Here is a 24,810-nt window from a genome sequence, read left to right as displayed (position 1 = left end):
GGTATGCTCCCAGACTTCGCTGTGCGCCGGTAATCGTCGGCCCGCCGGGGCTCCGGGAGCTGGCCCTAGAATGTCTCTGCGCCCCGAGATCCCGGGGGCTCAGAGGAGAAACTGTGAAGATTCAGAACGCCTTCGTGTTCGGTCTGGTCGGCACGCTCGGAGTAGGCCTCGGCCTGCTCATCCTCTTCATGGTGGGCAGCCTCGCCACCGTGCTCACCTATGTCGGCATCGCGATCTTCCTGTCGCTCGGCCTCGATCCGCTCGTCTCGTGGTTGCAGCGCAAGAAGGTGCCCCGTGCCCTCGCCATCCTGATCGTCGTGGTCGCTGTGGCCGGGGTGATCACCGGTCTCGTCTTCGCTGTACTGCCGATCATCATCCAGCAGCTGAGCCAGCTGTTCGACCAGGTCCCGCTGCTCTTCGCGCAACTCACGTCGTCCGACTTCGCGTCCAATCTCACCCAGCAGCTCGGCGGCTACATCGATGTGCAGGCGGTCGTGGATGCGGTGACCAAGTACCTGCGGGATCCGGGCAACATCACGACCATCGCCGGCGGTGCGCTGCAGGTCGGCATCGGCATCGCGAACGGTGTCTTCGGCATGGTGATTGTGATCATCCTGACCCTGTTCTTCACTGCGAATCTCGGCATGATGAAGCGCACGGTGTATCTGCTCGTGCCGGCCACCAAGCGGGAGCGGTTCGCCGACCTCGGAGAACAGATCACCGACGCGGTCGGCCGCTATGTCGTCGGGCAGGTGGCGCTGGCGGCGTGCAACGGCGTGCTGAGCTTCATCTTCCTGTCGATCATCCAGGCGCCGTACGCCGCCGTGCTGGCGTTCATCGCGGGCATCCTCTCGCTCATCCCGCTGGTCGGAACGATCTCGGGCTCCGTCATCATCGTGGGCATCTGCCTGATCCCGACCATCGGTTCGCCCCTGACGGCGCTCGTCGCCGCCATCTACTACCTCGTCTACATGCAGGTCGAGGCATATCTCCTCAGCCCCAACATCATGCGCCGGGCCGTGTCGGTGCCGGGGTCGATCGTGGTCATCGCCGCTCTGGCCGGCGGTTCGCTTCTCGGCGTGCTCGGTGCGCTCGTCGCCATCCCCGTGGCGGCATCGATCATGCTGATCGTCAAGCAGGTCGTGATCCCGGCGCAGAACGAGCGCTGAAGACCGACGGTCGCGGCCGTGGGTGTCTAGTCGCCCTCATAGGTCGTGGGGAGCGGCGCACTCGACGGATTCACGCGCTCCACGATCTCGTTCAGCACGCGGCGGGTCTGCGTCTCTCCCACCCAGAGGTGCTTCGCGCCGTCGACGGCCACGAGGTCGGCCCCCGGCACCAGCACGAACCTCTCCCGCGCCTCGGCCGGCCGCAGAAAGTCGTCGAGCTCGGGAACCAGCGCCACCAGCGGCACGCCCGCGTGCGCCCAGGCGGTGAGATCCGCGTCGGTCGCCCTGTGAAGCGGCGGCGACAGCAGGATCGCCCCATCGATCTGGTGCGACAGCCCGTACTTCAGAGCCAATTCCGTGCCGAACGACCAGCCGACGAGCCACGGATGCGGCAGTCCGCGTTCGTTGACGAAGCGCATTGCCGCATCGACGTCGAGCCGCTCCTCCACTCCCTCACCGAACGCCCCGTCGCTCGTGCCGCGCGGAGAGGACGTGCCGCGGGTGTTGAAGCGCAGAACGGCGAGATCGGCGAGTTCGGGAAGCCGCCAGGCGGCCTTCCGCAGGATGTGTGAGTCCATGAACCCGCCCGCCGTGGGCAGGGGATGAAGCGTCACCAAGGTTGCGACCGGCGGGCGCCCGACCGGCAGGGCCAACTCGCCCACCAGCGTCAGTCCGTCGGAGGTGTGCAGCTCGATGTCTTCGCGCACAGCCGGCAGCACGACCGTGGAGCGGATCTCGATGGTGGTCATGACAGTCCGATCCTCCAACAGTGGATGTGCCAGTGCCGTCGGGCGGCGAGGTCGCTCGCGTCTCCGAGAACGCCGTCGGCCCGCCACGCCACGAGGTGGGCGGTTCCGGCAGTCACCGGCAACGAGCATCCGGGGCACACGTAGTCTTTCGTCGCCTGATTCGCCGTGATCGGCTGCACGTTCCAGTCGTGGCCGCGGCGCCACTCGACCATGCGTGAGCCCGTCATCATGCGTTCGATGTCGGAGCCCGCCTCGTCGCCTTGCCCCTTCGCGCGGCGCGGCCGGTTGCTGCGGGGCATTACGGCCTGACCGCGACCATCACGTCGACGACGGCGTCGAGCACGAGGTCGACCTGGGTCTCGTTGTACCCGCCCAGCTTCGGCATGAAGAGGGCACCCCGCACCGTCTCGATCGGCATGGGGGCACCGTTCCGGAAGTACGCGACGAGCCGGGCGCAGAACGCATCCACCTCCCGGCGGTCGTAGCCGCCGCTGAGCGCCCCGGCACGCCGGAACTTGTGACCTGCCTCGCGCTCGAGCCGGGCGAGGATCTCGCGAGCGCGATCCCTGTTCACGTCGTACCACTGGGCGTCGCCGAGGTCACGCTTGCCGGTGGCGCGTTCGCGCGCGGCGAAGGCCTCTTCCAGTCGATCGAGGGCTGCGTCGACGTGCAGCGTCGAGTATCCGCCCTTCTGCAGGTCGAAGGAGGTGCTCCGGATGCTCCGCGAATCGATGACGGCAGGTGAACCGGCATCGGCGGCGCCTCCAGCACCGACGTCGGCCCGCGCCTCGTAGGCCAGCCGGGCATCCACCAGGAACTTCTCGACGTCGTCGACGCTGTAGCCCAGCTCGGACTTCCGGCTGAGGGGAAATGTTTGGCTCACACGGTCATTCTGCCATTGCGGGCTGTGCGCTACGCGAAGACGATGTACAGCACATACGCGGCTGCGGCCGAGGGCAGCATCGAATCGAGCCGGTCGAGGAACCCGCCGTGGCCCGGAAGCCAGGTGCTCATGTCCTTGATGCCCATGTCGCGCTTCAGAAGCGACTCCGCCAGGTCGCCGAACGTCGCCGTCAGCGTGAGCACCGCGCCGAAGAGAAGCCCGAACCACCACGGCTCCTGCAACAGCAGCACCGAGAGCAGTACGCCCGCGACCAGGGCGACGAGCAGGGCGCCCGCGAAGCCCTCCCACGTCTTCTTCGGGCTGATCCGCGGGGCCATCGGGTGCTTGCCGAAGTTGAGACCGGCAGCGTAGGCACCGGTATCCACGCAGATCACCACGACCATGAACGAGAGCACCCACCACCGGCCGTCCGGCTGGGCCACGAGCAGGATCGAGATGCTGCCGAGAAAGACGACGTAGGCCTGCACGACGATGGCAGCGGCGACATCCCGGGCGAGTTGGCGGCTGCCGCCGACCCGGTGGGCGGGGCGCACCAGCATCACGAGCCGCCACACGATGACGAGCCCGATACCGGCGAGCAGGGTCAGCCACTGGCCGGATGCGCCACCGTAGAACGCCGCGACAGACACCGCGGCGGCCGAGATGACCGAGGGCACCACCGGAACATAGCGTCCCGACTTTCTGAGGGCCGCCACCAGTTCGACACTGCCGACACAGGCGATCAGCCCGACGAAGATCAGGAAGAGCTCCGTGATGAACAGCAGGCTGACCACCATCAGGGCGGCCAGCGTCACCCCGATGGCGACAGCGCTCAACAGATTCCGGCCAGAGCGCGCCGTGATCTTGTCGTTGGCCTCTTCGAACTGCTCACGGCGCGCTCTCACGCGCTCTTCGAGCTCCGCCCGGGAGATACCCGTCGGACGCCTCTGCTTCGACGGGCGTCGCCCACCCGGATCGACTGTCACGAAAAGCCGTGCCTAGATTTCCAGGAGCTCGGCTTCTTTGCGCTTCAAAGCGTCGTCGATGGCGTCGACTGTCGCCTTCGTGCTCGCCTCCAGCTCTTTCTCAGCGCGTGCGACCTCGTCGTCGCCGACTTCGCTCTTGAGGGCATCCAGATCGTCCTTCGCCTTCCGGCGAATGTTTCGCACGGAGACCTTGCCGTCTTCGGCCTTGCCCTTCACGACCTTGACGAACTCCTTGCGGCGTTCCTCGGTGAGGTCGGGCAGCGTGACGCGGATGATCGAACCGTCGTTCGTCGGGTTCGCACCCAGGTTCGGCATGTCGCGGAGCGCCTGCTCGATGTCGCGGAGCGCACCCTTGTCGTAGGGCGTCACGAGGATCGTGCGGGCTTCGGGGTTCTGCAGCGACGCGAGCTGCTCGAGAGGCGTCGGCGACCCGTAGTAATCGACCAGCAGCTTCTGGAACAGCGCCGGGTTCGCGCGCCCGGTGCGGACGGTCGCGAAGTCGTCTTTCGTCGACTCGAGCGCTTTTCGCATCCGCTCGGCGGAATCGGTCAGTACATCGGCAATCACGGTAACTCCTTCAGAAATCTCTGGGCCAGTTTAGTTCGGATGCCTGCGTCACTGGTGCGAGGTGTGCACGAGCGTGCCGATCTGCTCGCCGAGGATCGCCTTCGTGACGTTGCCCATCGGCTCCATGCCGAAGACCATCATCGGCATGTTGTTGTCCATGCAGAGGCTGAAGGCAGTCGAGTCGACGACCTTCAGCTCACGCTGCAGGGCATCGAGGTAGGTGAGGCGGTCGATCTTCTTCGCGTCGGGGTTCGACCGCGGGTCGGCGTCGTACACGCCGTCGACGCCGTTCTTCGCGACCAGCACGACGTCTGCGCCGATCTCGAGCGCGCGCTGAGCGGCAACGGTGTCGGTCGAGAAGTAGGGCAAGCCTGCTCCGGCGCCGAAGATGACGACACGGCCCTTCTCGAGGTGCCGCTCGGCGCGGCGCGGGATGTACGGCTCGGCGACCTGGGTCATGGAGATGGCCGACTGCACGCGCGTCGCAGCGCCGGCCTGCTCGAGGAAGTCCTGCAGCGCGAGGGCGTTCATCACGGTGCCGAGCATGCCCATGTAGTCGGCGCGGCCCCGGTCCATTCCGCGCTGGGAGAGTTCCGCGCCGCGGAAGAAGTTGCCACCACCCACGACGATCGCGATTTCGACCTGCTTGGCGGCCTCCGCGATCTCGCGGGCCAGCTCACCGACCACGTCGGGGTTGACACCCAGGGAGCCGCCGCCGAAGGCTTCACCGGAGAGCTTCAGCAGAACCCGTCGGCGTCCTGTTGCTTCAGACATGGTGGTTGTCCCTTCGTTCGTTCGCTGTTCAGGCTACCGGTAAACAAAAAGCCCCGACGCCGTTACGGGCGTCGGGGCTTTGAGGTGTTGGAGCTTACGCGCCGACCTTGAAACGGGCGAAACCGGTAACGGTCAGACCGGCCTCGGCCAGCACCTTCGCCACGGACAGCTTGTTGTCCTTCGCGTAGTCCTGGTCGAGCAGGGCGACCTGCTTGAAGTAGCCGGTGAGACGGCCTTCGATGATCTTGGGCAGCGCCGCTGCTGGCTTGCCCTCGTTCTCGGCGATCTCGGTCACGATCTTCCGCTCGGCGTCGACAGCGTCGGCGGGGACGTCGTCGCGGCTGAGGTACTCCGGGTTCGCGAAGGAGATGTGCTGCGCGATGCTCCGCGCCGTGTCGGCATCATCGCCGCTGTAGCCGACGACCACGCCGACCTGCGGGGGCAGGTCCTTGCTGGTGCGGTGTAGGTAGATGGCGAAGTGCTCGCCACTGACCTTCGCGACACGGCGGAGTTCCAGCTTCTCACCGAGGATCGCGGCCTCGTCGGAGATGGTCGCGGCGACCGTCTGCGAGCCTGCGTCGGCCGCCAGGGCCTCCTCGAGAGTCGAAGCTCCGGATGCGGTGACCGCATCCAGGACCTTCTCGCTCAGGTCGATGAACTTCTGGTTCTTCGCGACGAAGTCGGTCTCGCTGGCCAGCTCGATGAGGGTGGCGGTGTCGCCGTTCTCCTTCGCGGCAACGAGGCCTTCGCTGGTCGCGCGGCCCTCGCGCTTCGCGACACCCTTCTGGCCCTTGAGGCGCAGGATCTCGATGGCCTTCTCGATGTCACCATCGGCCTCGACGAGAGCGTTCTTGCTGTCTACCATTCCGGCGCCGAGACGGTCGCGCAGGATCTTGACGTCGGCAACGTTGAAGTTTGCCATAGTGCTTCTTACTCCTTGTTCACTGGCTGTGCCCGGGGCCCGCAATCGATGGATGCAGTCCCGGGCACAGCATAGATGTACGACTGGGCGGGAAGGTTAAACTTCCTGCTCGGGGTCGACGGTGCGTGCCTCGGCGACGGGGTGCTCGACCGGGTCGCCGATGTTCTTGCCGATGAGCTGCGCGTCAGCGTCGTTCTCCTCGGTCGGCTCTTCGACCAGCTCGGCCGCGTCGGCGTCGATGACGGCGGCGTCGGCCTGGGCGGACTCGACCACGGCAGCGTCAGCACCCTCAGTGGCGAGCGTCTCGGCAACGGCGGTCTCGTCAGCGGCGAGCGCGTCGGTCGACGCACCGAGGAGCTCGCGCTCCCACTCGGCCAGGGGTTCGACGGCCGACACGTTGCCGGTCTCCTCGGGCTTCTGGTGACGCTGGATGAGGCCCTCAGCGGCGGCGTCGGCGATGATGCGGGTCAGCAGGCCCACCGAACGGATCGCGTCGTCGTTGCCCGGGATCGGGTACTGCACTTCGTCGGGGTCGCAGTTCGTGTCGAGGATGCCGATGACCGGGATGCCGAGCTTTCGCGCCTCGTCGATCGCGAGGTGCTCCTTCTTTGTGTCGACGACCCACAGGGCCGACGGGGTCTTCGCGAGGTTGCGGATACCACCGAGGCTCTTGTGCAGCTTGTCGAGCTCGCGCTTCTTGATGAGCAGCTCTTTCTTCGTGAAACCGCTCTTCGCGGTGTCTTCGAAGTCGAGCTCCTCGAGCTCCTTCATGCGGGCGAGGCGCTTCGAGACCGTCTGGAAGTTGGTCAGGAGGCCACCGAGCCAGCGCTGGTTCACGTAGGGCTGGCCCACGCGGGTCGCCTGCTCGGCGATCGATTCCTGCGCCTGCTTCTTGGTGCCGACAAAGAGGATGGTGCCTCCGTGGGCGACCGTCTCCTTGACGAAGTCGTAGGCCTTGTCGATGAAGCCGAGCGACTGCTGCAGGTCGATGATGTAGATGCCGGAACGCTCGGTGAAGATGAATCGCTTCATCTTCGGGTTCCAACGGCGGGTCTGGTGCCCGAAGTGCACGCCGCTGTCGAGCAGCTGGCGGATGGTTACGACGGCCATGAGCCGTTCTCCTGTTCTCCCGGCGTCTTCCCACACGGATGCACGGAAGAGCCGAATCGGTTGCTAGCGGCGACCGGATGATCGCCTCTCCTGGTGCCCGGCCGAAACCCCGCCTCAGACTCGTGACGAGTCAGGGGACCGAAGGGGAATGGCGGCCGATTGGGCACGCGTAGTCACCGCGACGAGCGCGGTGCTGCGTCCAGAATAGCACCGAAGTGGGCGAACGGGCGCGCCGGTGCGGGAGAGCATCCGGCGCCAGGCGTCAGGCCGACGCCTTCAGGGCCGCCGCCGCCTTGGCCGCCCGCCCGCCGCGATCGACCTTCAGGTCATCCATGCTCTCCAACGACCGGCCCTTCGTCTCAGGCACCGCGAAGAACACGAAGATGAAGGAGAGCAGGGCGAAGAACGCGTACATCCCGTAGGTGAACGGGAGCGAGAACGCCGATAGCGCGGGGAACGTCTCGGTGACGGCGAAGTTCGTGAGCCACTGGGCCGCGGCGGCGATGCCGAGCGCCTTGCCGCGGATGCGGTTCGGGAAGATCTCGCCGAGAAGCACCCAGACGAGCGGGCCCCAGGTCGCACCGAACGAGATGACGAACAGGTTCGCCGCGACAAGGGCGACCGGGCCCCAGGCCCCGGGCAGCGACGGGTTGCCGTCGACCTGCACCGACTGCGCGAACGAGATCGCCATGAAGGCCAGCGAGACGACCATCCCGATCGATCCGATCAGCAGCAGCGGACGACGCCCCGTCTTGTCTGCGGTGAAGATGGCGACGAACGTGACGAGCACGTTGACCACGGCAGTGACGACCGAGATCGTCAGGCTCGTCCCCGCGTTGCCCGTGTCGAAACCGACCGAGGACCACAGGGACGTCGAGTAGTAGAAGATCACGTTGATGCCCACCAGCTGCTGGAACATCGACAGCAGGATGCCCACCCAGACCACGGGCAGGAGGCCGAACAGCTTGCCGCGGAGGCTCGCGGTGCGGGCGTTCTCCGTGTCCTGCTTCAGCGACTCTTCGATCTCGGCGAGCGCATCGTCCACCTGCGCCTTCGGCATCACACTGGCAAGTACGTTCTTCGCGTCGTCGTGGCGGCCCTTTCCCGCGAGGTAGCGGGGAGACTCGGGCAGCCGCCAGGCGAGGAGCCCGTAGACGATCGCCGGGATGGCGCAGACCACGAACATCCAGCGCCAGGCATCCACTCCGAAGAAGAGCGGGCTGTTCGCATCCCCCGCAGCGTTCGCGAGGATGGCGTCGGAGAGCAGGGCCGCAAAGATGCCGAGCGTGATGGCGAGCTGCTGCAGCGAGCCGAGGCTGCCGCGCACGGCCTTCGGTGCGATCTCAGCGATGTAGGCCGGCGCGATGACGCTCGCAATGCCGATTCCGAGCCCGCCGAGCACCCGCCAGAGGATCAGGTCGGTGACGCTGAAGGCGAAGGCCGAGCCGACCGAGCTGATGAGGAAGAGGGCCGCGCCGATGAGCATCACCGGCACGCGGCCGAGACGATCGGCGATGCGGCCGGCGAAGTAGGCGCCGACGGCGCAGCCGAGCAGAGCGGATGCAACGGCGAAACCGCTGAGGAAAGGCAGGGTGTCGAGCCCGAAGTCGGTCTTGATCGCATCGACGGCGCCGTTGATCACGGAGGAGTCGAAGCCGAACAGGAATCCGCCGAGCGCCGCTGCGATCGATAGGGCGAGCACCTTGCGGTTCAGCCGTTTCTGCAGGTCCTTTTCCGACTGCTGTGCGTTCGTGGATGTGGTGTTGCTCGTGCTCCCGGCCATGGCCTGCCCCTCTGGTGATGTGTTCCTATGGGAGCGAGGGGAGGGGCGACTCTGCCCGGGCTCTTCTCGCCCACATCTTCGATCTTGCCACGATGTTCCACCGATGGCAGAAATCGCGCCCCGGACTTGCGCTCACGGGCCGAGGCTGTTGTCATGTACGAAATACGTGTGGGCAAGGCCGTGGCCGTCTGTCTGATACTGCTGGGGGTCGTCGGCGGGGGCGAGCCCGGCTCAGCGGGTTCTGTCGGTTCTGTCGGCGCTGCTGGTTCTGCGGGCGCTGTCGGCTCCTGGCCGACGGATGCCCCGCACATCGTGCTACGGCCCTTTGCGGCCCCCGCTACCCGCTACTCCGCCGGTCACCGCGGAATCGACATCTCCGCCAGCCCCGGCCAACCGGTCTACGCCGTTCTCGCCGGCACCGTCTCGTTTGCCGGAGTGGTGGTCGACCGGCCCCTCGTCTCCCTCACCCACGGCGACGGGCTGCTCTCGAGCGTTGAACCCGTCACCCCGACCGTCGCCCTCGGAGAGACGGTGGCCGTCGGCCAGCAGATCGGAGTGGTGGCGACCTCGTCGCACTGCGAGCTCGGGTGTGTGCACCTCGGACTCCGCCGCAACGGGGAGTACGTGTCCCCGTTGCTCCTCTTCGGCGGCATCCCTCGCGCGGTGCTCCTTCCGGGGCCGACTAGGCCGGGCTGAGGCGCGCCCGCTGCACTCAGGCGCGGGGGTGAGCCGCAAGGTAGGCGCTCCGCAGCCGCTCTGTAGTCACGTGGGTGTAGATCTGGGTGGTGCCGAGGCTCGAGTGACCGAGCATCTCCTGCACGGCACGCAGGTCGGCTCCCCCGTCGAGAAGATGGGTCGCCGCCGTGTGCCGAAAGGCGTGCGGGCCCTCCGGTCCGCTTCCAGGCACCCGCGAGAGCAACTCGGAGACCACCGCATAGACCGCCCTCGTGCCGAGCCTCTCCCCGCGGCTGTTCAGGAACAGTGCACTCGACACGTGCACCTGCGACGCCTGGCCCGACTCCGCGTCGATCAGCAGTTCCCGCCTGCCGTTCTCCCGGTACTGGGTCAGGGCCGCGAGCGCGGGGGCGCCGAAGGGAACCACCCGCTGCTTCGAGCCCTTGCCTGTCACCAGCACCGTGCGCCGCTCATCGTCGAGATCGTCGACGTCGATGCCCACGATCTCCGACACACGGAGAGCCGACGCGTAGAGGAGTTCGACGATCGCCCGGTTGCGTTCGGCCACCGGGTCGCCGCCGACCGCCCGTTCGTCGAGCAGATCGAAGATGGACTGCATGGATGACCGGCTGAGCACCCTCGGCAAAGCCCTCTCGGGCCGGGGCGCGCGAAGACGCACCGCGGCGTCGCCGCTCTGTCGCCCCGTTCGCGTCAGCCACGCGGAGAAGCTCTTGGCTGTCGCGGAACGCCTGGCCATCGTCGCCTTCGAGAGCCCCTGGTTGGATGCCGCCCACAACCAGTCCCGCAACAGCTCCAATGTCACGTCGGCCTCTTCGCCGGCCGGTCCCGCTGTCGACGCGCGGTGACGATCAGCACGGAACGCCAGGAGATTCGCGAGGTCGGAGCGATAGGCGCGAACCGTGTTCGGCGAGTAGCCGCGTTCGAGAGCCAGGTGCGACAGGAAGTCGTCGGCGTTCTGCTCGAGGCTCATGCTCCTAGGATGCCGGACAGATCGGTGGATCAGCCGGCCCGGGGTGCGTGGCGCGAGAACGCGTCGCGCTGCTCGGCCGGGCTGAGCGCCTCGATCCGTCGCACGACGTCGGTCGGGAAACTGTTGATGACCCCGTAGTCGCCGATCGGCATGATCGAGTGCACGACCTGCTCCGGGTAGACGTGCACCAGGGTGAACGACTGCCCTCCGCCCACCCCACTGAGCTGATCGGGCCCCGCCGAGAGGTCCATCGTGTAGCAGGTCGCCGCCGCCACAGAGATGGGGATTCCGGCGAACAGCGACGTCGTCGAGTAGTGCAGGTGCCCTCCGAGGATGCCCCGCACATCCGTGCCCCTGATGACGTCGGCGAACAGCTCCTGCTCCTGCAGTTCCAGGATGGGCATGAGCGGGAGCGTCGTCGGGATCGGCGGATGGTGAAGCGCGATGAGCGTGCCGTGGGCAGCCGGCGCGCGGAGCTCCTCCCGCAACCACTCCAGCTGCCCGCTGCCCAGTTCTCCGTGGTGGAAGCCCGGCACCGACGTGTCGAGAGCGATCAGCCGGAGCCCATCGAGGTCGAAGACCCGGTCGACGGGGTCGTCGCTCGCGGCCTGGTCGAGCAGCTCGACCCACATCCGGCCCCGCACGTCGTGGTTGCCCATCACCCACACCAGCTCTGCGCCCATCCGTTCCGCAGCAGGCTCGACCAGCGCGCGGATCCGCCTGTACGCATCGGTCTCGCCCAGATCGGTGAGATCCCCCGTGAAGACCAGCGCGTTCGGCCTGATCTCCGACCGCTCGAGCTGCAGGAGCGCACGAGCCAGCGTGGAGTCGGTGTCGACCGTGCCGTAGAGCTTCGCCCGCCCCTGCAGGAAATGCGTGTCGCTGAGATGGGCGATGACATGAGTGGGTGCATTCGTCGTGGCCATCCCCCCATCCTGCCAAACCCCTCCGACGCCGCGGGCGCCCGCCGCCACCTGTCGGCGGGCGCCGGGTGCGCGCATGCCTTACTCAGGCGGCGCCTGGCCCGCACGCCTCACCCGGACGGCACGCTGCGCCACCCGCCACGCTGTTCCTCGACGACGCCCTCCAGCCCGAGCGCACCGAGCGCCGACTGCGCGGCAGCAACCCCCAGCCCCGCCCGCCGCGCAACTTCGTTGACCGAACGCGGAGTGCGGCGACCCAGAGCATCGAGCACCCGCACCTGTTCAGCGGGCCGGCGGCTCTGGGTGGAGGGCGGCGTCCCACCCGGCGGGGCTCCACCGGCCGGGGCTTCACCGGGCGCGGCTCCACCCGGCGGGGCTCCACTGGCCGGAGAAGCCCCGTTCCGCGGCTTTTCGAGCGCCTCAAGACCCCGGAGAACCGGCTGCGGCGACGCGTGCTGCACCTCCCCGACCAGCTGCACGACTTCGTCGGGCGTCGTCACACAGACCGCATCGAATTCGCGGAGGAGCCGGTGACAGCCAGCCGACGACGGAGACGTCACCGGCCCCGGAACAGCACCGAGCGGCCGGCCCAGCGCCGCGGCGTGCGCCGCAGTGTTGAGGGATCCGCTCCGCACCCCCGCCTCGACGACCACGGTGGCCAGCGCTGCGGCTGCGATGAGGCGGTTGCGTTGCAGAAAGCGCCACTTCGTCGGCGCGGAGCCGCACGGCAGTTCGGAGAGGACAACACCCACTTCGGCGATCCTGGTGAGAAGCGCATCATGCCCCGTCGGGTAGAAGCGGTCGACTCCCCCGGCGAGGAACGCGAATGTCTGGCCGGAGCTCGCAAGGGCGGACCGATGGGCCATCCCGTCGATGCCGTAGGCCGCACCCGACACGATGCCGAAGCCCCGGTCGGCGAGACCAGCCGACAGCTCCATCGCCATGTGTTCGCCGTAACCGCTCGCCGCCCGCGCTCCGACGACGGCGATGGCTGAGCGGAGCCCGAGAACAGCGTTCGGCCTTCCCCGGGCCCAGAGCGCCACGGGCTGGTGTGGACCGAGGCCTCCGAGGCCCTCCGGCCACTCGTGATCCGTCGGCACGATCAGTCTCGCGCCGCACCTCTCGGCCTGCCTCATCGATGTCAGAACTGTCGATGTCGTCAGCCGAGGCTTCCACCGTTCGAGCGCGGCCTCCACCTCGGCGGCCGTTCCCACAGTGGCACCCGCATCACGGGCCAGCCCGAGAATCGTCGCCGGCGACTGGCGGGCGACGACGCATTCCAGGGCGGCGGCCGATCCGAGCGCCGCAACCAGCCGACCGGCAGTGGCGTCCCCCGGTTCGGCGATGCCACTCCACGCGGCGCGCGCGAAACGCTCCGCGGCCGACACAGCCGACACAGCCGACTCAGCCAGCTCAGCAGGATCATCCGAATCGGCGCTGACGGCATCCCCAGCTCGCCCGGCGGGCCACAGGGGGCTGACGGAGGAGACGGCGTCGATTACGAGTCTTTCGTCCAACAGGAAGATGTTCACAGTGTCAGCGACTTTCTGAGATAGAGGGCGCGGCCGATCTGGTCGGTACCCGGCCGCGGGGCACCATCGAGGTCTGCAAGAGTCCAGGCGACCCGCAGGATGCGGTCGTAACCGCGCATGGTGATGAGGCCTCGCTCGAGCGCGCGGTCGAGGGAGACGGTGGTGTCCCGGGCCAACTTCTCCGGTCCGCTTCGGAGCCAGGTACCGAGCACCTCACCATTCAGCTTCCACGGCGTGCCACTTAGTCTCGCGGCCATCCGAGCGCGAGCCTCCTCGACTTGGACGCGCGCTTTGGCCGTCGTGAGCCGATCACCTGATTCGTCGATCCTGAGCTCGGCGGCAGACACTCGCCGCACCTGCACCTGGATGTCGATTCGATCCAGAAGTGGCCCGGAAAGCCTCCCCAGGTAGCGCCTGCGCGTGTTGGGTGTGCAGAGGCAGTTCAGGTCGGCGGTTCCGTACTGCCCGCAGGGGCAGGGATTCGCCGCCATCACCAGCTGGAACCGACCCGGGAATCGGGCGATCGCGTTCGCACGATGGATGCTGATCACCCCGGACTCGAGCGGCTGGCGGAGCGTGTCGAGAACGGTACTCGCGAACTCGGGAGCTTCGTCGAGAAAGAGCACGCCGTGCGATGCTCGGGCGGCAGCCCCGGGCCGGATCTGTTTCGAGCCGCCACCGATGAGCGCCCCGGCCGACGCGGAGTGGTGCGGGCTCTCGAACGGTGGCCGGGTGGCGAGAGTGCGCGGCACTGAGGCCCCGGCGAGCGAGCGGACCGAGCTCACTTCGAGGGCCGATTCGGCGTCGAGGTCAGGCAGCAGACCCGGGAGCCTCATAGCGAGCATGGTCTTGCCGGCACCGGGCGGGCCGAGCATGAAGATGTGGTGCCCGCCCGCGGCCGCCGCAATGAGGGCCAGCACCGCGTCGGCGTTGCCGATCACATCGGAGAGTTCATGCTCGGGAGGCTCCGTGTCGAGCGCCCGGGCGCCCTCGATGACGTCGAGCGGTATCGGGTCGAGCCTCGCTCCGTGGTGGATCGCGGCATCGCGAAGCGAGACGACCGGAACGATCGTCACGCCCGGCACGAGGGATGCCTCGTGGCGGTTCCCCGCCGGCACGACGAAGGTGCGGAACCCCGCACGTGCTGCCGCCGCAATGGCCGGCAGCACGCCGTTCATCGGGCGGAGCCGACCATCCAGACTGACCTCTCCGAGGTGCACGACCAGCTCGACCGACTCAGCCGAGACGGTGCCATCGGCAGCGAGGATTGCCATGGCGATGCCGAGGTCGAAGGTCGACCCGTGTTTGGGCAGGGCCGCGGGCGAGAGGTTGACGGTGATCTTGCTCGTCGGCAGAGGGCAGCCGGAGTTGGTGGCCGCCGCGCGAACGCGATCCCGGGCATCCGAGAGCGCCGTGTCGGGCAGCCCGATGATCATCAGGGTCGGCAGGCCGTTCCCGATGTCGGCTTCGACCTCGACCATGGAACCGGTCATCCCGAGCAGAGCAACAGAGTGCGTGCGGGCCACCATCAGAAGATCCCGACGAGATGTTCGATGACAGCATCCTGCCGAGGCGGCGCCAACACGCCGATGGCATCGATTCGGATCTGCCGGCGGCCCGACTCCGCCGCGTCACACCATGCGCCGGCGAGCCTTCGCAGCCGTGCCATCTTCGCGATGGTGATCGCCTCGAACGGATGACCGTAGCGAAGCCCCGAGCGGGTCTTCACCTCGACGAAGACCGTCACGCCCTCGTGCTCGGCCACCACATCGATCTCACCCTGGCGACACCGCCAGTTGCGTTCGAGGATCCCGTATCCCTGTTGAACCAGATACTGGGCCGCAAGCTCTTCGCCGCGCCGGCCCAGTTCGTCTTTTGCCTTCATCGTGTGCCTCCGCCACCAGAGTGGCAAGAAGGCTCAGTGGCGAGTGGGGTTGCAACAGGATCTGTGGAGAGATCCGTGAATCAACTGCCTGTGGAGAACAGGAGCTACTCGTCGAGTGCGAGTTCCTTGGGCAGCTCGAAGTCCTTCGACGAGAGCTCCTCGATGTTCACATCCTTGAAAGTCAGCACGCGCACCGACTTCACGAACCGGTCGGAACGGTAGACGTCCCACACCCACACATCGCTCATCGTGAGCTCGAAGTAGAAGTCGTGTTCGGTGTCGCGGCGCACAAGATCGACGTCGTTCGCCAGATAGAACCGGCGCTCGGTCTCGATCACGTACTTGAACTGCGATACGACGTCGCGGTATTCGCGGTAGAGCGCCAGCTCAACCTCGCGGTCGTAGTCCTCGAATTCGTCTTCTTCCATGGTGTTGCAAGTCTATGCCGGAACGCTGCCGTCGATCATCCGCTCGGCCTTCAGCCAGCTGTGACGGTGATGCACGGTCGGCCCGAGCAACTGCAGCCCATCGAAGTGCGCGGAGCTGCCGTAGCCCTTGTTGCTCGCCCATGCGTACCCCGGGTGCTCCTCGTGCAACGAGATCATCAGCCGGTCTCGGTGCACCTTCGCAACCACCGACGCTGCCGCGACAGACGCACAGTCGCGGTCGGCCTTGATCTTCGTCGTCACCTGCACCTCGTCGCCGATCTGGGCCGCGAGATAGTTGTGGTTGCCATCCAGCAGCAGAATCGCCTGGGAAGTGTCGACGCCGACGGCCCGCAGTTGTGTGAGCGCACGGGCACCTGCGATGCCCAGGCACGCGATGATTCCGAGGCGATCGACCTCGTCGGCGCTTGCAAGCCCGACAGCGGATGCCCACGCCCATTTAGTGGCGAGGGGTGCGAGTTGCTCCCGCCGCGCCTCGGACAGCAGCTTCGAATCGCGGAGCCCCGCGGGAAACGTGCGGCGACTGGCGGGATCTATGACGCACATTCCCACGGCGACGGGCCCGGCGAGCGCGCCACGACCCACCTCATCGACTCCGATGACGAGCTGGGCTCCGGCGCGCCCGAGAGTGCGCTCGTGCCGGAGGGTCGGGTCGCTGACCGGCGTCACCCGGATCCACCCGACGAGCCTGAAGCCGAAGAGGGCGCGGCATCCGCTGCCCCTCTGAACACTGACGAATAGTTGTCGAGGAAGGTCCACCGGGTCACCGGGAATGTGATCCAGAGAGCACGGCCGACAACATCGCTTTCGGGCACGAAACCACCACCGGGATTGGTCTGGTTGTAACGAGAATCCGCCGAGTTGTAACGGTTGTCCCCCATCACCCAGAGCGATCCCTCGGGCACCGTCACGTCGAACGCGAGGTCGGAGACCTTCGTGATGCCGTCGGGGAGCTTCAGGTACGGCTCGTTGAGCGGCACGCCGTTGACCATCATCTGCCCGAGCGCGTTGCAACACTCCACGTGGTCGCCCGGCAGCCCGATCACGCGCTTGATCAGATGGTCGTTGCTGTCGGTCGCGGCCAGACCCACGGCATCGAGCACCCAGTTGATCGCCCCGACGATCGGCGTCGTGGGCGGGTCGACATGGGCAGGCAGCCAACCGCCCGGGTCTTTGAAGACGACGACGTCGCCGCGCTCGATGGGGATGACGTTCGGCTCGAGCTCGTTGACGAGGATGCGGTCGCCAATCTGCAGCGTGTTCTCCATCGACCCCGAAGGGATGTAGAACGAGCGCACCAGGAACGTCTTGATGAGCACAGACGCTAGGAGTGCGATCAGAAAGATGACGACGATGTCACGAATGAAAAGGGCGGCGCTCTTCTGGCGTCGCCCCGTGCGTCTGCCGCCACGATCCGATCGTGGCCGCAACGATGTTTCTGTCATTTAACCGCCTGAGCTCCCGACCCATTTTATGGGGCAGGAGCTCAGGGAGACGTTCAACGCGCGAGTCGAAACCGGCGTATTCCCAGACGCGTTATCCAAATGTTAGGACGACGCTCAGGAAAACGTGCCAGTTGCCGGCGAAGGCGACGAGTTACGCGTCGCGCTTCTCTTTGATCTTCGCCTTCTTGCCGCGAAGAGCGCGGAGGTAGTAGAGCTTCGCGCGGCGCACATCGCCGCGGGTGACGATCTCGATGTGGTCGATGACCGGGGAGTGAACCGGGAAGGTACGCTCGACGCCGACCTGGAAGCTGACCTTGCGCACGCAGAACGTCTCGCGGATGCCCTCGCCCGAACGGCCGATGACGATGCCCTGGAAGACCTGCACGCGGGAGCGCGTGCCTTCGATGATGTTCACGTGCACGCGAACGGTGTCGCCGGCGCGGAAGTCGGGAACGTCGCTCCGCAGTGATGCTGCATCGACGCTGTCGAGAATGTGCATGGTGTATCGCTCTCTGCAACCGCCACAGGTCGACTACGTTCTTGAGGCCCGATCAGGGCCATTCAGTGAAGGGGTGTGCGATCGTGAGTGCAGAACTCCCCTGTGGCAGAGTCTGGCGGTGGCACAATCGAACATTCTGCCACGACATGCGTATCAATAGCAAAGAGAGTCGCGCCGACATCCGGAGTACGGTGCAGGCTCCGGATGCCCGAGCCCTACTTCTGGTGGTTGCGGCCGGTCTCGATGACGATGTATTCGCCATCGGCCACGATCGGTTCACGCACCGCCTGCGGGGCCTCACCCATCTGCGCCGCGTACTGGAACGTGTCGAACACACCCTGCACCCGCCGCTTCGTCTCGCCGAGCAACTGGGCGATCGAACTCCAGAAAGCGACCAATCCGAGCACCACCGAGGCGACCGCGATGAACGATCCTGCGGGGAGGAAGAAGCCCACCGCGATGATCGACACATGCCAGAGGGCGACCAGCAGGACATCCTGCCAGGTGACGGCCCGGGTCAACCGGACCTGCTTTCGCGCAAAGATGATCAGCGCGACGGCGGCCATCGCAAGCGCCAGTACCCCGCACGAGAGCATCACGATGAGGAACTGCCAGACCTGGCCGCCGAAGACGGACCAGCCGATCAGCACCCACAGTGGCAGCACGACGACAGCAGCGACCTGCCAGTAGTAGAAAGCCCGGCGAACGAACATGCCTCAAGAGTACGGCGGGTAACGTGGACCGTGCCGTGTGTGGTTCGGAAACACAGGCAAATCAAAGGGAATCACCATGATCGAACTCAGAACGCCTGCCGAAATCGAGCAGATGCGGCCCGCCGGCGCCTTCGTCGGCGAGGTGCTCACCGCTCTGGCCGCCCGGGCCGCGGTCGGCATGAACCTGCTGAAGCTCGACGCCATCGCACACGAGATGATCCGGGCACGCGGTGCCGAGTCCTGCTACATCACCTACCACCCTTCATTCGGCGCCAGCCCGTTCGGCAAGGTGCTCTGCACGTCGGTCAACGACGCCGTGCTGCACGGCCTGCCCCACGACTATCGCCTCCGCGACGGCGACATGCTCACCCTCGACTTCGCGGCCTCGGTCGACGGCTGGGTGGCCGACTCCGCGATCACCGTGATCGTCGGCACGCCGCGGCCGCAGGATGCCCGCCTCATCGACACCACGACACGAGCACTTAACGCGGGCATCGCCGCTGCCCAGCCCGGAGGCCGCGTCGGCGACATCTCGGCCGCGATCGCGGCTGTCGCCCTCGCCGACGGCTACTCGATCAACACAGACTTCGGCGGGCACGGCGTCGGCCGCACGATGCACGGCGACCCCCACATCCCGAACAACGGCCGCCCCGGGCGCGGAGTGCACCTCGACCCCGGCCTCGTCATCGCGATCGAGCCGTGGTTCCTCGAGAGCACCGACAAGATCGTCACCGACCGCGACGGCTGGACCCTTCGGAGCGCCGACGGCTCCCGCGGCGCCCACATGGAGCACACCATCGCCATCACCCCCGAGGGCCCCCTCATCCTGAGCGCCCGCGTCTAGCAGTCCACCCAGCGGAGGGCGTCGGGGAAGGGATGCCCGAAGACCGCCGCGCTCTCGAAGTGGTGTCGGGCCAGCGCCAGGTCGACGTCGATGCCTTCACCGTTCAGGTAGCGGAGGCCGAGAGCGTATTCGGCGGCCCCCAGGCTCGCGCAGGCTGCCGGATGTGACTTCGCGAACTCGACGAGCGCCTGTTCGGCGCAGGGCGAACCGCGATCGTCGGCCACGAGGAGAACCAGCAGGGTGCTTTCGAGATCGGGGCTGTGGTCCATCTCGCAACCCTAGCATTCCTCAGTTTTTGAACACAGAGCCCGTGGCTCATTCACTCGGGCGGCAGCAGGTCCGGTCGCACGCGCCGAGTGCGCTCCAGTTGCGCATTGCGGCGCCAGCTGGCGATGGCACCGTGGTTGCCGCCGATCAGCACCGGCGGTACATCCAGTCCCCGCCAGCTCGACGGCTTGGTGTAGCTCGGATATTCGAGCAGCCCGTCTTCGTGAGACTCTTCGACGAGACTCTCCGGGTTGCCGATGACACCCGGAATCAGCCGCCCGATCGCCTCGATCATGGCCATCACGGCCACCTCTCCCCCGTTCAGCACGTAATCGCCGAGGCTCACGAGGCGAATGGATGCCCGGCTGCCGGCATAGTCGAACACCCTCTGGTCGATGCCTTCATAACGCCCGCAGCCGAAGACGAGGTGGCTCGCGCCGCTCAGTTCGCGCGCCATCGCCTGGGTGAACACCTCGCCGGCGGGTGAGGGGAAGATGACGAGGGGGCCGGTCTCGCCCGCGACATCCGGAACCGCACCCGGCAGGATCGCGTCGAGCGCCTCCCCCCACGGCTCCGGTTTCATCACCATGCCAGCACCACCGCCGTAGGGCTTGTCGTCCACGGTGCGATGCCGGTCGTGCGTGAAGGTGCGGAGGTCATGCACATCGACCTCGAGTATGCCGTCTTCCCTCGCCCGCCCCAGCAGGGAGATGTCGAGCGCATCGAAGAAGGTGGGGAAGATCGTGACGATGTCGATACGCATCCCCAAACCCTAACGCGGCCCTGCAGTGCCGCTGCCCCGCCGGCGCACCCCGCCCGGATACACGGCACCGAACGGGCGGCCCCGGCCGGATCCGGCGCGAAGAGCGGGAGGATCAGGGCAGGGCCGCCGATTGCGTGATCGGCGGAGCGAGTCCGGCGCGACGGTGCCGCGCACCCCACCGGTGCTCCCGCCGGGCGACGAGTTCGCGGAGCAGCCCCTCGATGCGCGGCCACTCGAACATCACCTGGGCATAGGTCAGGCGGATCACGTGGCGCCCGCGCTCGGTCAGGATGAGGTCGCGCCGCCTGTCCTCGGCGAACGCTGCCGGTGTCGAATGCCACTCCCTCCCGTCGAGTTCGAGCACGATCCGGTCGCCGATGACGAGGTCGACCTTCCCGACACCACCGAAATACACCTGACTGCGATGCGGAATCCCGAGGGCGTAGAGCCGCAGCCGGGCCTTCGACTCAAGCCCCGACTGCGCAGAACCATCGGCCAGTCGCATTACCTCCCTGTGCCGAGCCGTCAGGCCTGACGCCAACCCTCGGAGCCGACGGACGGTCGTCAGCTTCAGATTGAGTGCCGAATCGAACAGAACGACTGCATTGTCCCTTGTCGCGCAGGCGGCCGCATGCAGCAGGGCGGTCTCGACAGAATCGATCGGCAGGCTGGTGCTGACCGTGTCGGATGCAAAGGAGCGATGGATGATCGTCCGCGCATCCGGGCCGCGCTCGAGTGGCAGCGTACGGTCAGCGGGCGACGCCAGGTGGGTGGTGTGCTAGTCGACCCGCACGTGCAGCCGGTCGTCGTCTGCGCACCAGACACCGTGCATCCGGAGCGCCGACAGGCAGGTGAGCCAGCCGCCGACGCGCACGGCCCGCACAGCTTCGGCGGGGGCTGTGGGGCCGGCGATCCAGCCCTGACGCACCCGCTCCGCCCGGCCGTCGGCAATGGCTGCCCGGACGTGATGCGCCGAGATGCCGGCCGCGGTGAGGTGGCGGATGCTGGCAATCCCACTGGTGGAGGCGAGCAGGTCGTCAATTCGTCGAGGATCGTTCATGACGACCAGTGTGGCGGCGTGATTGTCGCCATAGGGGTCTGACGAACGATCTGTGGAGAACGCAATCGGCGGCCCTGCTCGAATCCGTCGCGGATAGCCCGGAGAATAAGTGCAGAGCCGTCGGTTGTGCGACTAGTTCGAGTCGAGACGATCGCCGGCGCGGACCGCGTCGGCGTCGTCGGAGGAGTCCGTCGAGACGCCGGTCGGCAGCACTGCGGCAGCGAGCGCCGCTTCGTCGGCGATGGCCGACTCCGGGAGATCTTCGAAGAGCCCGGGGGGCGGGGTCACCGTGATGGTGCCGCCCGCGACATCCACCGACGGAACGATCGCCTTGACGAACGGCACGAGCACCTCGCCCGAGACGGTCGAGACGTGCAGGAGGTCTTGAGCGGGGAGGTGGTCGATCTGCGTCATCGTGCCGATGCGCACGCCATCGCGGACGACCGCGAGACCGACGAGCTGGTGGTCGAACCACGCATCCTCTTCGTCGGTGACCTCGGTGAGGTCGTGGTCGATCCAGAGGATGGCCTTGGCGAGGGACTCGGCAGCGGTCCGATCGGGAACGCCGACGAAGAAGCCGACCGGATGCCCGTTGTACCAGCGGAGTTCCGCCAGCTCGAGGGTCTTTCCGTGCCAAGGCGAGGTGGTGGGGACTTGGAGCGTGAACACCGAGCCCGGAACGAAGCGTCGTTCCGGGTCGTCGGTGAACATCTCGAGTTTGATCGCACCTTTCAGCCCGTGGGCTTTGGTGAGACGACCGACTCTCAGTTGCGTTTCGTTCTTAGAAATCTGTATCAACCACGTCAACACGTACGCGCTTGCCATCGGCAAGAGCGGCTACGAGCGTGCGCAACGCCTTGGCGGTGCGGCCCGAGCGACCGATCACGCGACCGAGGTCGTCGGGGTTCACACGAACCTCGAGGACCTCGCCGCGGGGAGAGTTCTTTGCCACGACGTGCACATCGCCGGGATTGTCGACAATCCCTTTGACGAGGTGCTCGAGAGCCGGTGCGAGCAAGACCTACGCCTCGGTCGACGCCGCGTCGCCGTCGGCAGCAGCCGCGTCGGCAACCGGAGCGGCGGGGGCTGCGGGAGCCTCAGCCTTCGGACGGAGCACGGGCTTCTTCTTCTCGTCGGCGACGAAGGCCTCTTTCGGAGCCTTGACGCGAACGGTCGACACCGACGTGGCGGCATCCTTCTTGAAGATTCCCCAGTCACCGGTGAGCTTCAGCAGAGCGGCGACCTGCTCGGTCGGCTGTGCGCCGACACCGAGCCAGTACTGCGCACGGTCGCTCTCGATCTGGATGAACGACGGCTCTTCGGTCGGGTGGTACTTGCCGATCTCCTCGATGACACGACCATCGCGCTTGGTGCGCGAGTCGGCGACGACAATACGGTAGTAAGGAGCGCGGATCTTGCCCATGCGCTTCAAACGGATTTTTACAGCCACAATTCTCCTGAGTATTTTTATGGGGCGAACTGCCGGCCGTGAGCGTGGGGACGCACACTCGGCCAAGAATAAGTTCTAAGGTTCTGCGCGACGCCTGATTAGAGGGTCGGGCGGGGGCAGACTCGACTGACCATTCTGTCAGAAAAATACGCCATAGAGTAATCACATTCGCAAATCCGCACCGCGTACCCGTTTCGCAGGCACAGACAGAGGCAGGGCAAGCCGTTGGAGATCACCTTCGCGCACTCAGAGCGTTCCACTCTCGGCATCGAGTGGGAGATCGCCCTGGTCGACCGGGTGAGCGGCGATCTGGTCTCTGTGGCCGGGGAGGTGCTCGACGCGCTCCGCCAGAGTGACGGCTCCGAGCATCCGCAGATCACGGGCGAACTCCTCCTCAACACCGTCGAACTCGTCACGACTGTCCACAGATCGGTTCCGGATGCCGTGGCCGACCTGCTCGGCATGTTGGATGAAGTGCGGGCCATCACAGACCCGCTCGATGTGGAGTTGATGTGTGCCGGCAGTCATCCGTTCGCCCAGTGGTTCGACCAGGAAGTGACCGACAAGGAGCGCTACCACCGCCTCGTCGACCGCACCCAGTGGTGGGGCCGCAACATGCTCATCTGGGGCATCCACGTGCACGTGGGGGTGGAGAGCCGCGACAAGGTGCTCCCCCTGGTGAACGGCCTGCTGACGTATTACCCGCACCTGCAGGCGCTGAGCGCGTCGAGCCCGTTCTGGGGCGGCGTCAACACGGGGTACGCCTCCAACCGGGCGCTGATGTTCCAGCAACTGCCGACCGCCGGGCTCCCGTACCAGTTCGCCAGCTGGGCGGACTACGAGCAGTACGTGGCCGACCTGACGACCACGGGAATCATCGACGACCACACCGAGGTGCGCTGGGACATCCGCCCGTCTCCGCAGTGGGGCACCGTGGAGATGCGAGCGTGCGACGGGCTGTCGAGCCCCGAGGAGATCGGTGCGGTCGCGGCGCTCATCCAGTGCCTGGTGGAGCACATGTCGGAGAGGCTCGATGCGGGCGAGGATCTCGTGACCCTCCAACCCTGGTTCGTGCGAGAGAACAAGTGGCGCGCCGCGCGCTACGGGCTCGACGCCGAGATCATCCTGAACCCGGCGGGAGACGAGCGTCTCGTGACCGACGAGATCCGAGACCTGCTGGTGACCCTGGCGCCGACGGCGTCGAGGCTCGGATGCGCCGCGGAACTCGAGCAGGTGAACCTCATCCTCGAGAAGGGGGCGAGTTACCAGCGGCAGTTGCATGTCGCCGAGCAGAACGGCGGCAGCCTTCAGGCCGTTGTCTCGTCGCTGACGCACGAGCTCCGGCACGGCCTCGGCCACTGACGCCCCCGCCAGCCCCGCGGGTCATCCCACACGCCCCTGTCACCCGCCCGCCGCCTGCCGCCCGCCGCCCGCCTCCGCAATTCAGGCACCGCGGCCTGCGACGCGCGAATGGTGGATGGCGACGCGTGCTACCTGAATTGATGCACGGGCGAGCGGGGCGGGGCGGGGCGGGGGCGGGGCGGGTCAGGCGGCGTTCTTGGCGTCGCGCCAGGCGAGCAGGTCGGAGACCTGCGATGCGTCGAGGCCCGGGCCCGAAATGCCCAGGGTGAAGAGGGTTGCGCCGAGCGCGTGCTGCGCGTCGAGGGCATCGGTGTCGGAGGAGCCGACGCCCGCACGCACGCTGGCCCCGGTGGAGATCTCGATCTCGCTGAAGTCGCGCCCGATCTCGTCGCAGTGCGAGCGGAGGATGCCGAGCTTACGTTCGAGCGTCTCAGTGTCGGCGAAGCTGTGCCAGATGTCCGCGTGCTTCGCGACGATGCGCAACGTCTTCTTCTCGCCGCCACCGCCGATAAGCACGGGGATCTTGCGCGTCGGGGGCGGGGTCAGCTTCGACCAGCGTGACTCGATCCGCGGCATGGCCTCTGCGAGGGCATCCAGTCGCTGGCCGACGGTGCCGAACTCGTAGCCGTACTCGTCGTAGTCGCGCTCGAACCAGCCCGAGCCGATGCCGAAGACCAGGCGCCCGGAGGCACCGTTCTTCGCGCTGATGTGGTCGACGGTGCGGGCCATGTCTGCAAGCAGGTCGGGGTTCCGGTACGTGTTGCAGGTCACCAGCGGCCCGAACTCGATCGTCGTGGTCTGCTCCGCCCAGGCGGCGAGCATGCTCCAGCCCTCGAAGTGGGTTCCCTCGGGGTCGCCCGAGAGGGGGTAGAAGTGATCCCAGTTGAAGGCGACGTCGACCCCGAGCTCTTCGAGCGTCGTCAGGGTGTCGCGGATCTCGGTGTAGGTGGAGTGCTGCGGGGCGATCTGCACGCCGATGCGTACGGGACGGTTGCTCGAGGAAGTCATGCTT

Annotated in this window: 30 protein-coding genes and 1 pseudogene; 4 read left to right on the top strand and 27 right to left on the bottom strand. The window is 66.9% G+C overall.

Translation table 11 applies throughout. The features are described from left to right. Positions 1-113: 113 nt before the first annotated feature. Positions 114-1,169, top strand: coding sequence for an AI-2E family transporter (locus B7R22_RS04895; RefSeq protein WP_116410678.1), 1,056 nt, complete (start codon positions 114-116; stop codon positions 1,167-1,169). 26 nt (positions 1,170-1,195) lie between these two features. Here B7R22_RS04895 and B7R22_RS04890 read toward each other — a convergent pair whose 3' ends face one another. The 9 genes and pseudogenes from B7R22_RS04890 to B7R22_RS04850 form a co-directional block, all read right to left on the bottom strand. Continuing rightward, positions 1,196-1,918, bottom strand: a complete 723-nt coding sequence (locus B7R22_RS04890; protein ID WP_116410677.1) for an alpha/beta hydrolase — start codon at positions 1,916-1,918, stop codon at positions 1,196-1,198. Then, entirely contained in the window at positions 1,915-2,217 is a 303-nt protein-coding gene (locus B7R22_RS04885) for a hypothetical protein (protein ID WP_116410676.1), read from the bottom strand. Before B7R22_RS04885 ends, B7R22_RS04890 begins: the two co-directional genes overlap by 4 nt. After that, on the bottom strand, positions 2,217-2,801 hold the full coding sequence (locus B7R22_RS04880; protein WP_116410675.1) for a DivIVA domain-containing protein: 585 nt from the start codon (positions 2,799-2,801) through the stop codon (positions 2,217-2,219). The genes B7R22_RS04885 and B7R22_RS04880 overlap by 1 nt, the downstream gene beginning before the upstream one ends. A 29-nt stretch (positions 2,802-2,830) precedes the next feature. Then, positions 2,831-3,787 (bottom strand): phosphatidate cytidylyltransferase, encoded by a 957-nt coding sequence (locus B7R22_RS04875; protein ID WP_253258884.1) that lies wholly within the window; start codon positions 3,785-3,787, stop codon positions 2,831-2,833. 12 nt (positions 3,788-3,799) lie between these two features. Continuing rightward, positions 3,800-4,354: a ribosome recycling factor gene (gene frr / locus B7R22_RS04870; RefSeq protein WP_116282300.1), complete on the bottom strand. Its 555-nt coding sequence runs from the start codon at positions 4,352-4,354 to the stop codon at positions 3,800-3,802. 48 nt (positions 4,355-4,402) lie between these two features. Beyond that, the gene (pyrH, locus tag B7R22_RS04865; RefSeq protein ID WP_116410674.1) at positions 4,403-5,128 is read right to left on the bottom strand and encodes a UMP kinase; all 726 of its coding nucleotides are present in this window, start codon (positions 5,126-5,128) and stop codon (positions 4,403-4,405) included. A 94-nt stretch (positions 5,129-5,222) separates the two neighbouring features. Further along, a complete protein-coding gene (gene tsf / locus B7R22_RS04860) occupies positions 5,223-6,050 on the bottom strand; it encodes a translation elongation factor Ts (protein ID WP_116282298.1) in 828 nt (275 codons plus the stop codon). Positions 6,051-6,146: 96 nt separating this feature from the next. After that, positions 6,147-7,160: a 30S ribosomal protein S2 gene (gene rpsB / locus B7R22_RS04855; RefSeq protein ID WP_116410673.1), complete on the bottom strand. Its 1,014-nt coding sequence runs from the start codon at positions 7,158-7,160 to the stop codon at positions 6,147-6,149. A 262-nt stretch (positions 7,161-7,422) separates the two neighbouring features. Then, positions 7,423-8,973, bottom strand: a pseudogene (locus B7R22_RS04850) (sugar porter family MFS transporter); the annotation flags it as partial. Positions 8,974-9,096: 123 nt separating this feature from the next. Here B7R22_RS04850 and B7R22_RS04845 point away from each other — a divergent pair. Continuing rightward, positions 9,097-9,639 (top strand): murein hydrolase activator EnvC family protein, encoded by a 543-nt coding sequence (locus tag B7R22_RS04845; RefSeq protein ID WP_116410671.1) that lies wholly within the window; start codon positions 9,097-9,099, stop codon positions 9,637-9,639. Between the two features lie 16 nt (positions 9,640-9,655). Here B7R22_RS04845 and B7R22_RS04840 read toward each other — a convergent pair whose 3' ends face one another. The 10 genes from B7R22_RS04840 to B7R22_RS04795 all read right to left on the bottom strand — a co-directional run bounded on the left by B7R22_RS04840 (position 9,656) and on the right by B7R22_RS04795 (position 18,052). After that, complete coding sequence (locus B7R22_RS04840; RefSeq protein WP_116410670.1) at positions 9,656-10,609, bottom strand: tyrosine-type recombinase/integrase; 954 nt, start codon at positions 10,607-10,609, stop codon at positions 9,656-9,658. A 29-nt stretch (positions 10,610-10,638) separates the two neighbouring features. Next, positions 10,639-11,535 (bottom strand): phosphodiesterase, encoded by an 897-nt coding sequence (locus B7R22_RS04835; RefSeq protein WP_116410669.1) that lies wholly within the window; start codon positions 11,533-11,535, stop codon positions 10,639-10,641. A gap of 107 nt (positions 11,536-11,642) precedes the next feature. Continuing rightward, positions 11,643-13,049, bottom strand: a complete 1,407-nt coding sequence (dprA, locus tag B7R22_RS04830) for a DNA-processing protein DprA (RefSeq protein ID WP_253258883.1) — start codon at positions 13,047-13,049, stop codon at positions 11,643-11,645. 11 nt (positions 13,050-13,060) lie between these two features. Further along, a complete protein-coding gene (locus B7R22_RS04825; RefSeq protein WP_116410668.1) occupies positions 13,061-14,596 on the bottom strand; it encodes a YifB family Mg chelatase-like AAA ATPase in 1,536 nt (511 codons plus the stop codon). Then, entirely contained in the window at positions 14,593-14,949 is a 357-nt protein-coding gene (locus tag B7R22_RS04820) for a YraN family protein (protein ID WP_116410667.1), read from the bottom strand. Before B7R22_RS04820 ends, B7R22_RS04825 begins: the two co-directional genes overlap by 4 nt. Before the next feature lie 104 nt (positions 14,950-15,053). After that, a complete protein-coding gene (locus tag B7R22_RS04815; RefSeq protein WP_104244363.1) occupies positions 15,054-15,377 on the bottom strand; it encodes a DUF2469 domain-containing protein in 324 nt (107 codons plus the stop codon). A gap of 12 nt (positions 15,378-15,389) precedes the next feature. Next, positions 15,390-16,064 (bottom strand): ribonuclease HII, encoded by a 675-nt coding sequence (locus tag B7R22_RS04810; RefSeq protein ID WP_116410666.1) that lies wholly within the window; start codon positions 16,062-16,064, stop codon positions 15,390-15,392. Continuing rightward, complete coding sequence (gene lepB, locus B7R22_RS04805; protein ID WP_116410665.1) at positions 16,061-16,840, bottom strand: signal peptidase I; 780 nt, start codon at positions 16,838-16,840, stop codon at positions 16,061-16,063. The genes B7R22_RS04810 and lepB overlap by 4 nt, the downstream gene beginning before the upstream one ends. 151 nt (positions 16,841-16,991) lie before the next feature. Then, positions 16,992-17,339 (bottom strand): 50S ribosomal protein L19, encoded by a 348-nt coding sequence (gene rplS, locus B7R22_RS04800; protein ID WP_116282288.1) that lies wholly within the window; start codon positions 17,337-17,339, stop codon positions 16,992-16,994. Positions 17,340-17,554: 215 nt separating this feature from the next. Continuing rightward, positions 17,555-18,052 (bottom strand): hypothetical protein, encoded by a 498-nt coding sequence (locus B7R22_RS04795; protein ID WP_116410664.1) that lies wholly within the window; start codon positions 18,050-18,052, stop codon positions 17,555-17,557. Between the two features lie 76 nt (positions 18,053-18,128). On the opposite strand from B7R22_RS04795, the gene map reads away from it, so the two are divergent. Further along, positions 18,129-18,896, top strand: a complete 768-nt coding sequence (gene map / locus B7R22_RS04790) for a type I methionyl aminopeptidase (protein WP_116410663.1) — start codon at positions 18,129-18,131, stop codon at positions 18,894-18,896. On the opposite strand, the gene B7R22_RS04785 is transcribed toward map, so the two are convergent. The 7 genes from B7R22_RS04785 to rpsP all read right to left on the bottom strand — a co-directional run bounded on the left by B7R22_RS04785 (position 18,893) and on the right by rpsP (position 22,436). Beyond that, positions 18,893-19,165 carry an SEL1-like repeat protein gene (locus B7R22_RS04785; protein ID WP_116410662.1) on the bottom strand — a complete coding sequence of 91 codons (273 nt, stop codon included), beginning with the start codon at positions 19,163-19,165 and terminating at the stop codon, positions 18,893-18,895. The genes map and B7R22_RS04785 overlap by 4 nt on opposite strands. Before the next feature lie 50 nt (positions 19,166-19,215). After that, the gene (trmD, locus tag B7R22_RS04780; protein ID WP_116410661.1) at positions 19,216-19,926 is read right to left on the bottom strand and encodes a tRNA (guanosine(37)-N1)-methyltransferase TrmD; all 711 of its coding nucleotides are present in this window, start codon (positions 19,924-19,926) and stop codon (positions 19,216-19,218) included. A gap of 112 nt (positions 19,927-20,038) precedes the next feature. Next, the gene (locus B7R22_RS04775; RefSeq protein ID WP_116410660.1) at positions 20,039-20,431 is read right to left on the bottom strand and encodes an endonuclease domain-containing protein; all 393 of its coding nucleotides are present in this window, start codon (positions 20,429-20,431) and stop codon (positions 20,039-20,041) included. A 273-nt stretch (positions 20,432-20,704) separates the two neighbouring features. Continuing rightward, complete coding sequence (locus B7R22_RS04770; protein ID WP_116410659.1) at positions 20,705-20,986, bottom strand: type IV toxin-antitoxin system AbiEi family antitoxin domain-containing protein; 282 nt, start codon at positions 20,984-20,986, stop codon at positions 20,705-20,707. A 132-nt stretch (positions 20,987-21,118) separates the two neighbouring features. Further along, positions 21,119-21,811 (bottom strand): ribosome maturation factor RimM, encoded by a 693-nt coding sequence (rimM, locus tag B7R22_RS04765; RefSeq protein ID WP_116410658.1) that lies wholly within the window; start codon positions 21,809-21,811, stop codon positions 21,119-21,121. Further along, positions 21,768-22,004, bottom strand: a complete 237-nt coding sequence (locus B7R22_RS04760) for an RNA-binding protein (RefSeq protein WP_116282283.1) — start codon at positions 22,002-22,004, stop codon at positions 21,768-21,770. The genes rimM and B7R22_RS04760 overlap by 44 nt, the downstream gene beginning before the upstream one ends. Positions 22,005-22,007: 3 nt before the next feature. Then, positions 22,008-22,436 carry a 30S ribosomal protein S16 gene (gene rpsP, locus B7R22_RS04755; protein WP_116410657.1) on the bottom strand — a complete coding sequence of 143 codons (429 nt, stop codon included), beginning with the start codon at positions 22,434-22,436 and terminating at the stop codon, positions 22,008-22,010. A gap of 225 nt (positions 22,437-22,661) precedes the next feature. On the opposite strand from rpsP, the gene B7R22_RS04750 reads away from it, so the two are divergent. Continuing rightward, positions 22,662-23,798, top strand: a complete 1,137-nt coding sequence (locus B7R22_RS04750) for a glutamate--cysteine ligase (protein ID WP_116410656.1) — start codon at positions 22,662-22,664, stop codon at positions 23,796-23,798. Positions 23,799-23,981: 183 nt separating this feature from the next. On the opposite strand, the gene B7R22_RS04745 is transcribed toward B7R22_RS04750, so the two are convergent. Beyond that, positions 23,982-24,806: an LLM class F420-dependent oxidoreductase gene (locus tag B7R22_RS04745; protein ID WP_116410655.1), complete on the bottom strand. Its 825-nt coding sequence runs from the start codon at positions 24,804-24,806 to the stop codon at positions 23,982-23,984. Between the last annotated feature and the right edge of the window lie 4 nt (positions 24,807-24,810).

It is taken from the genome of Subtercola boreus, from assembly GCF_003399635.1.
Lineage (GTDB): Bacteria > Actinomycetota > Actinomycetes > Actinomycetales > Microbacteriaceae > Subtercola > Subtercola boreus_B.
The sequence above is the reverse complement of the archived record's forward strand: the minus strand, read 5'-3'. Positions and strand labels throughout refer to the sequence as shown.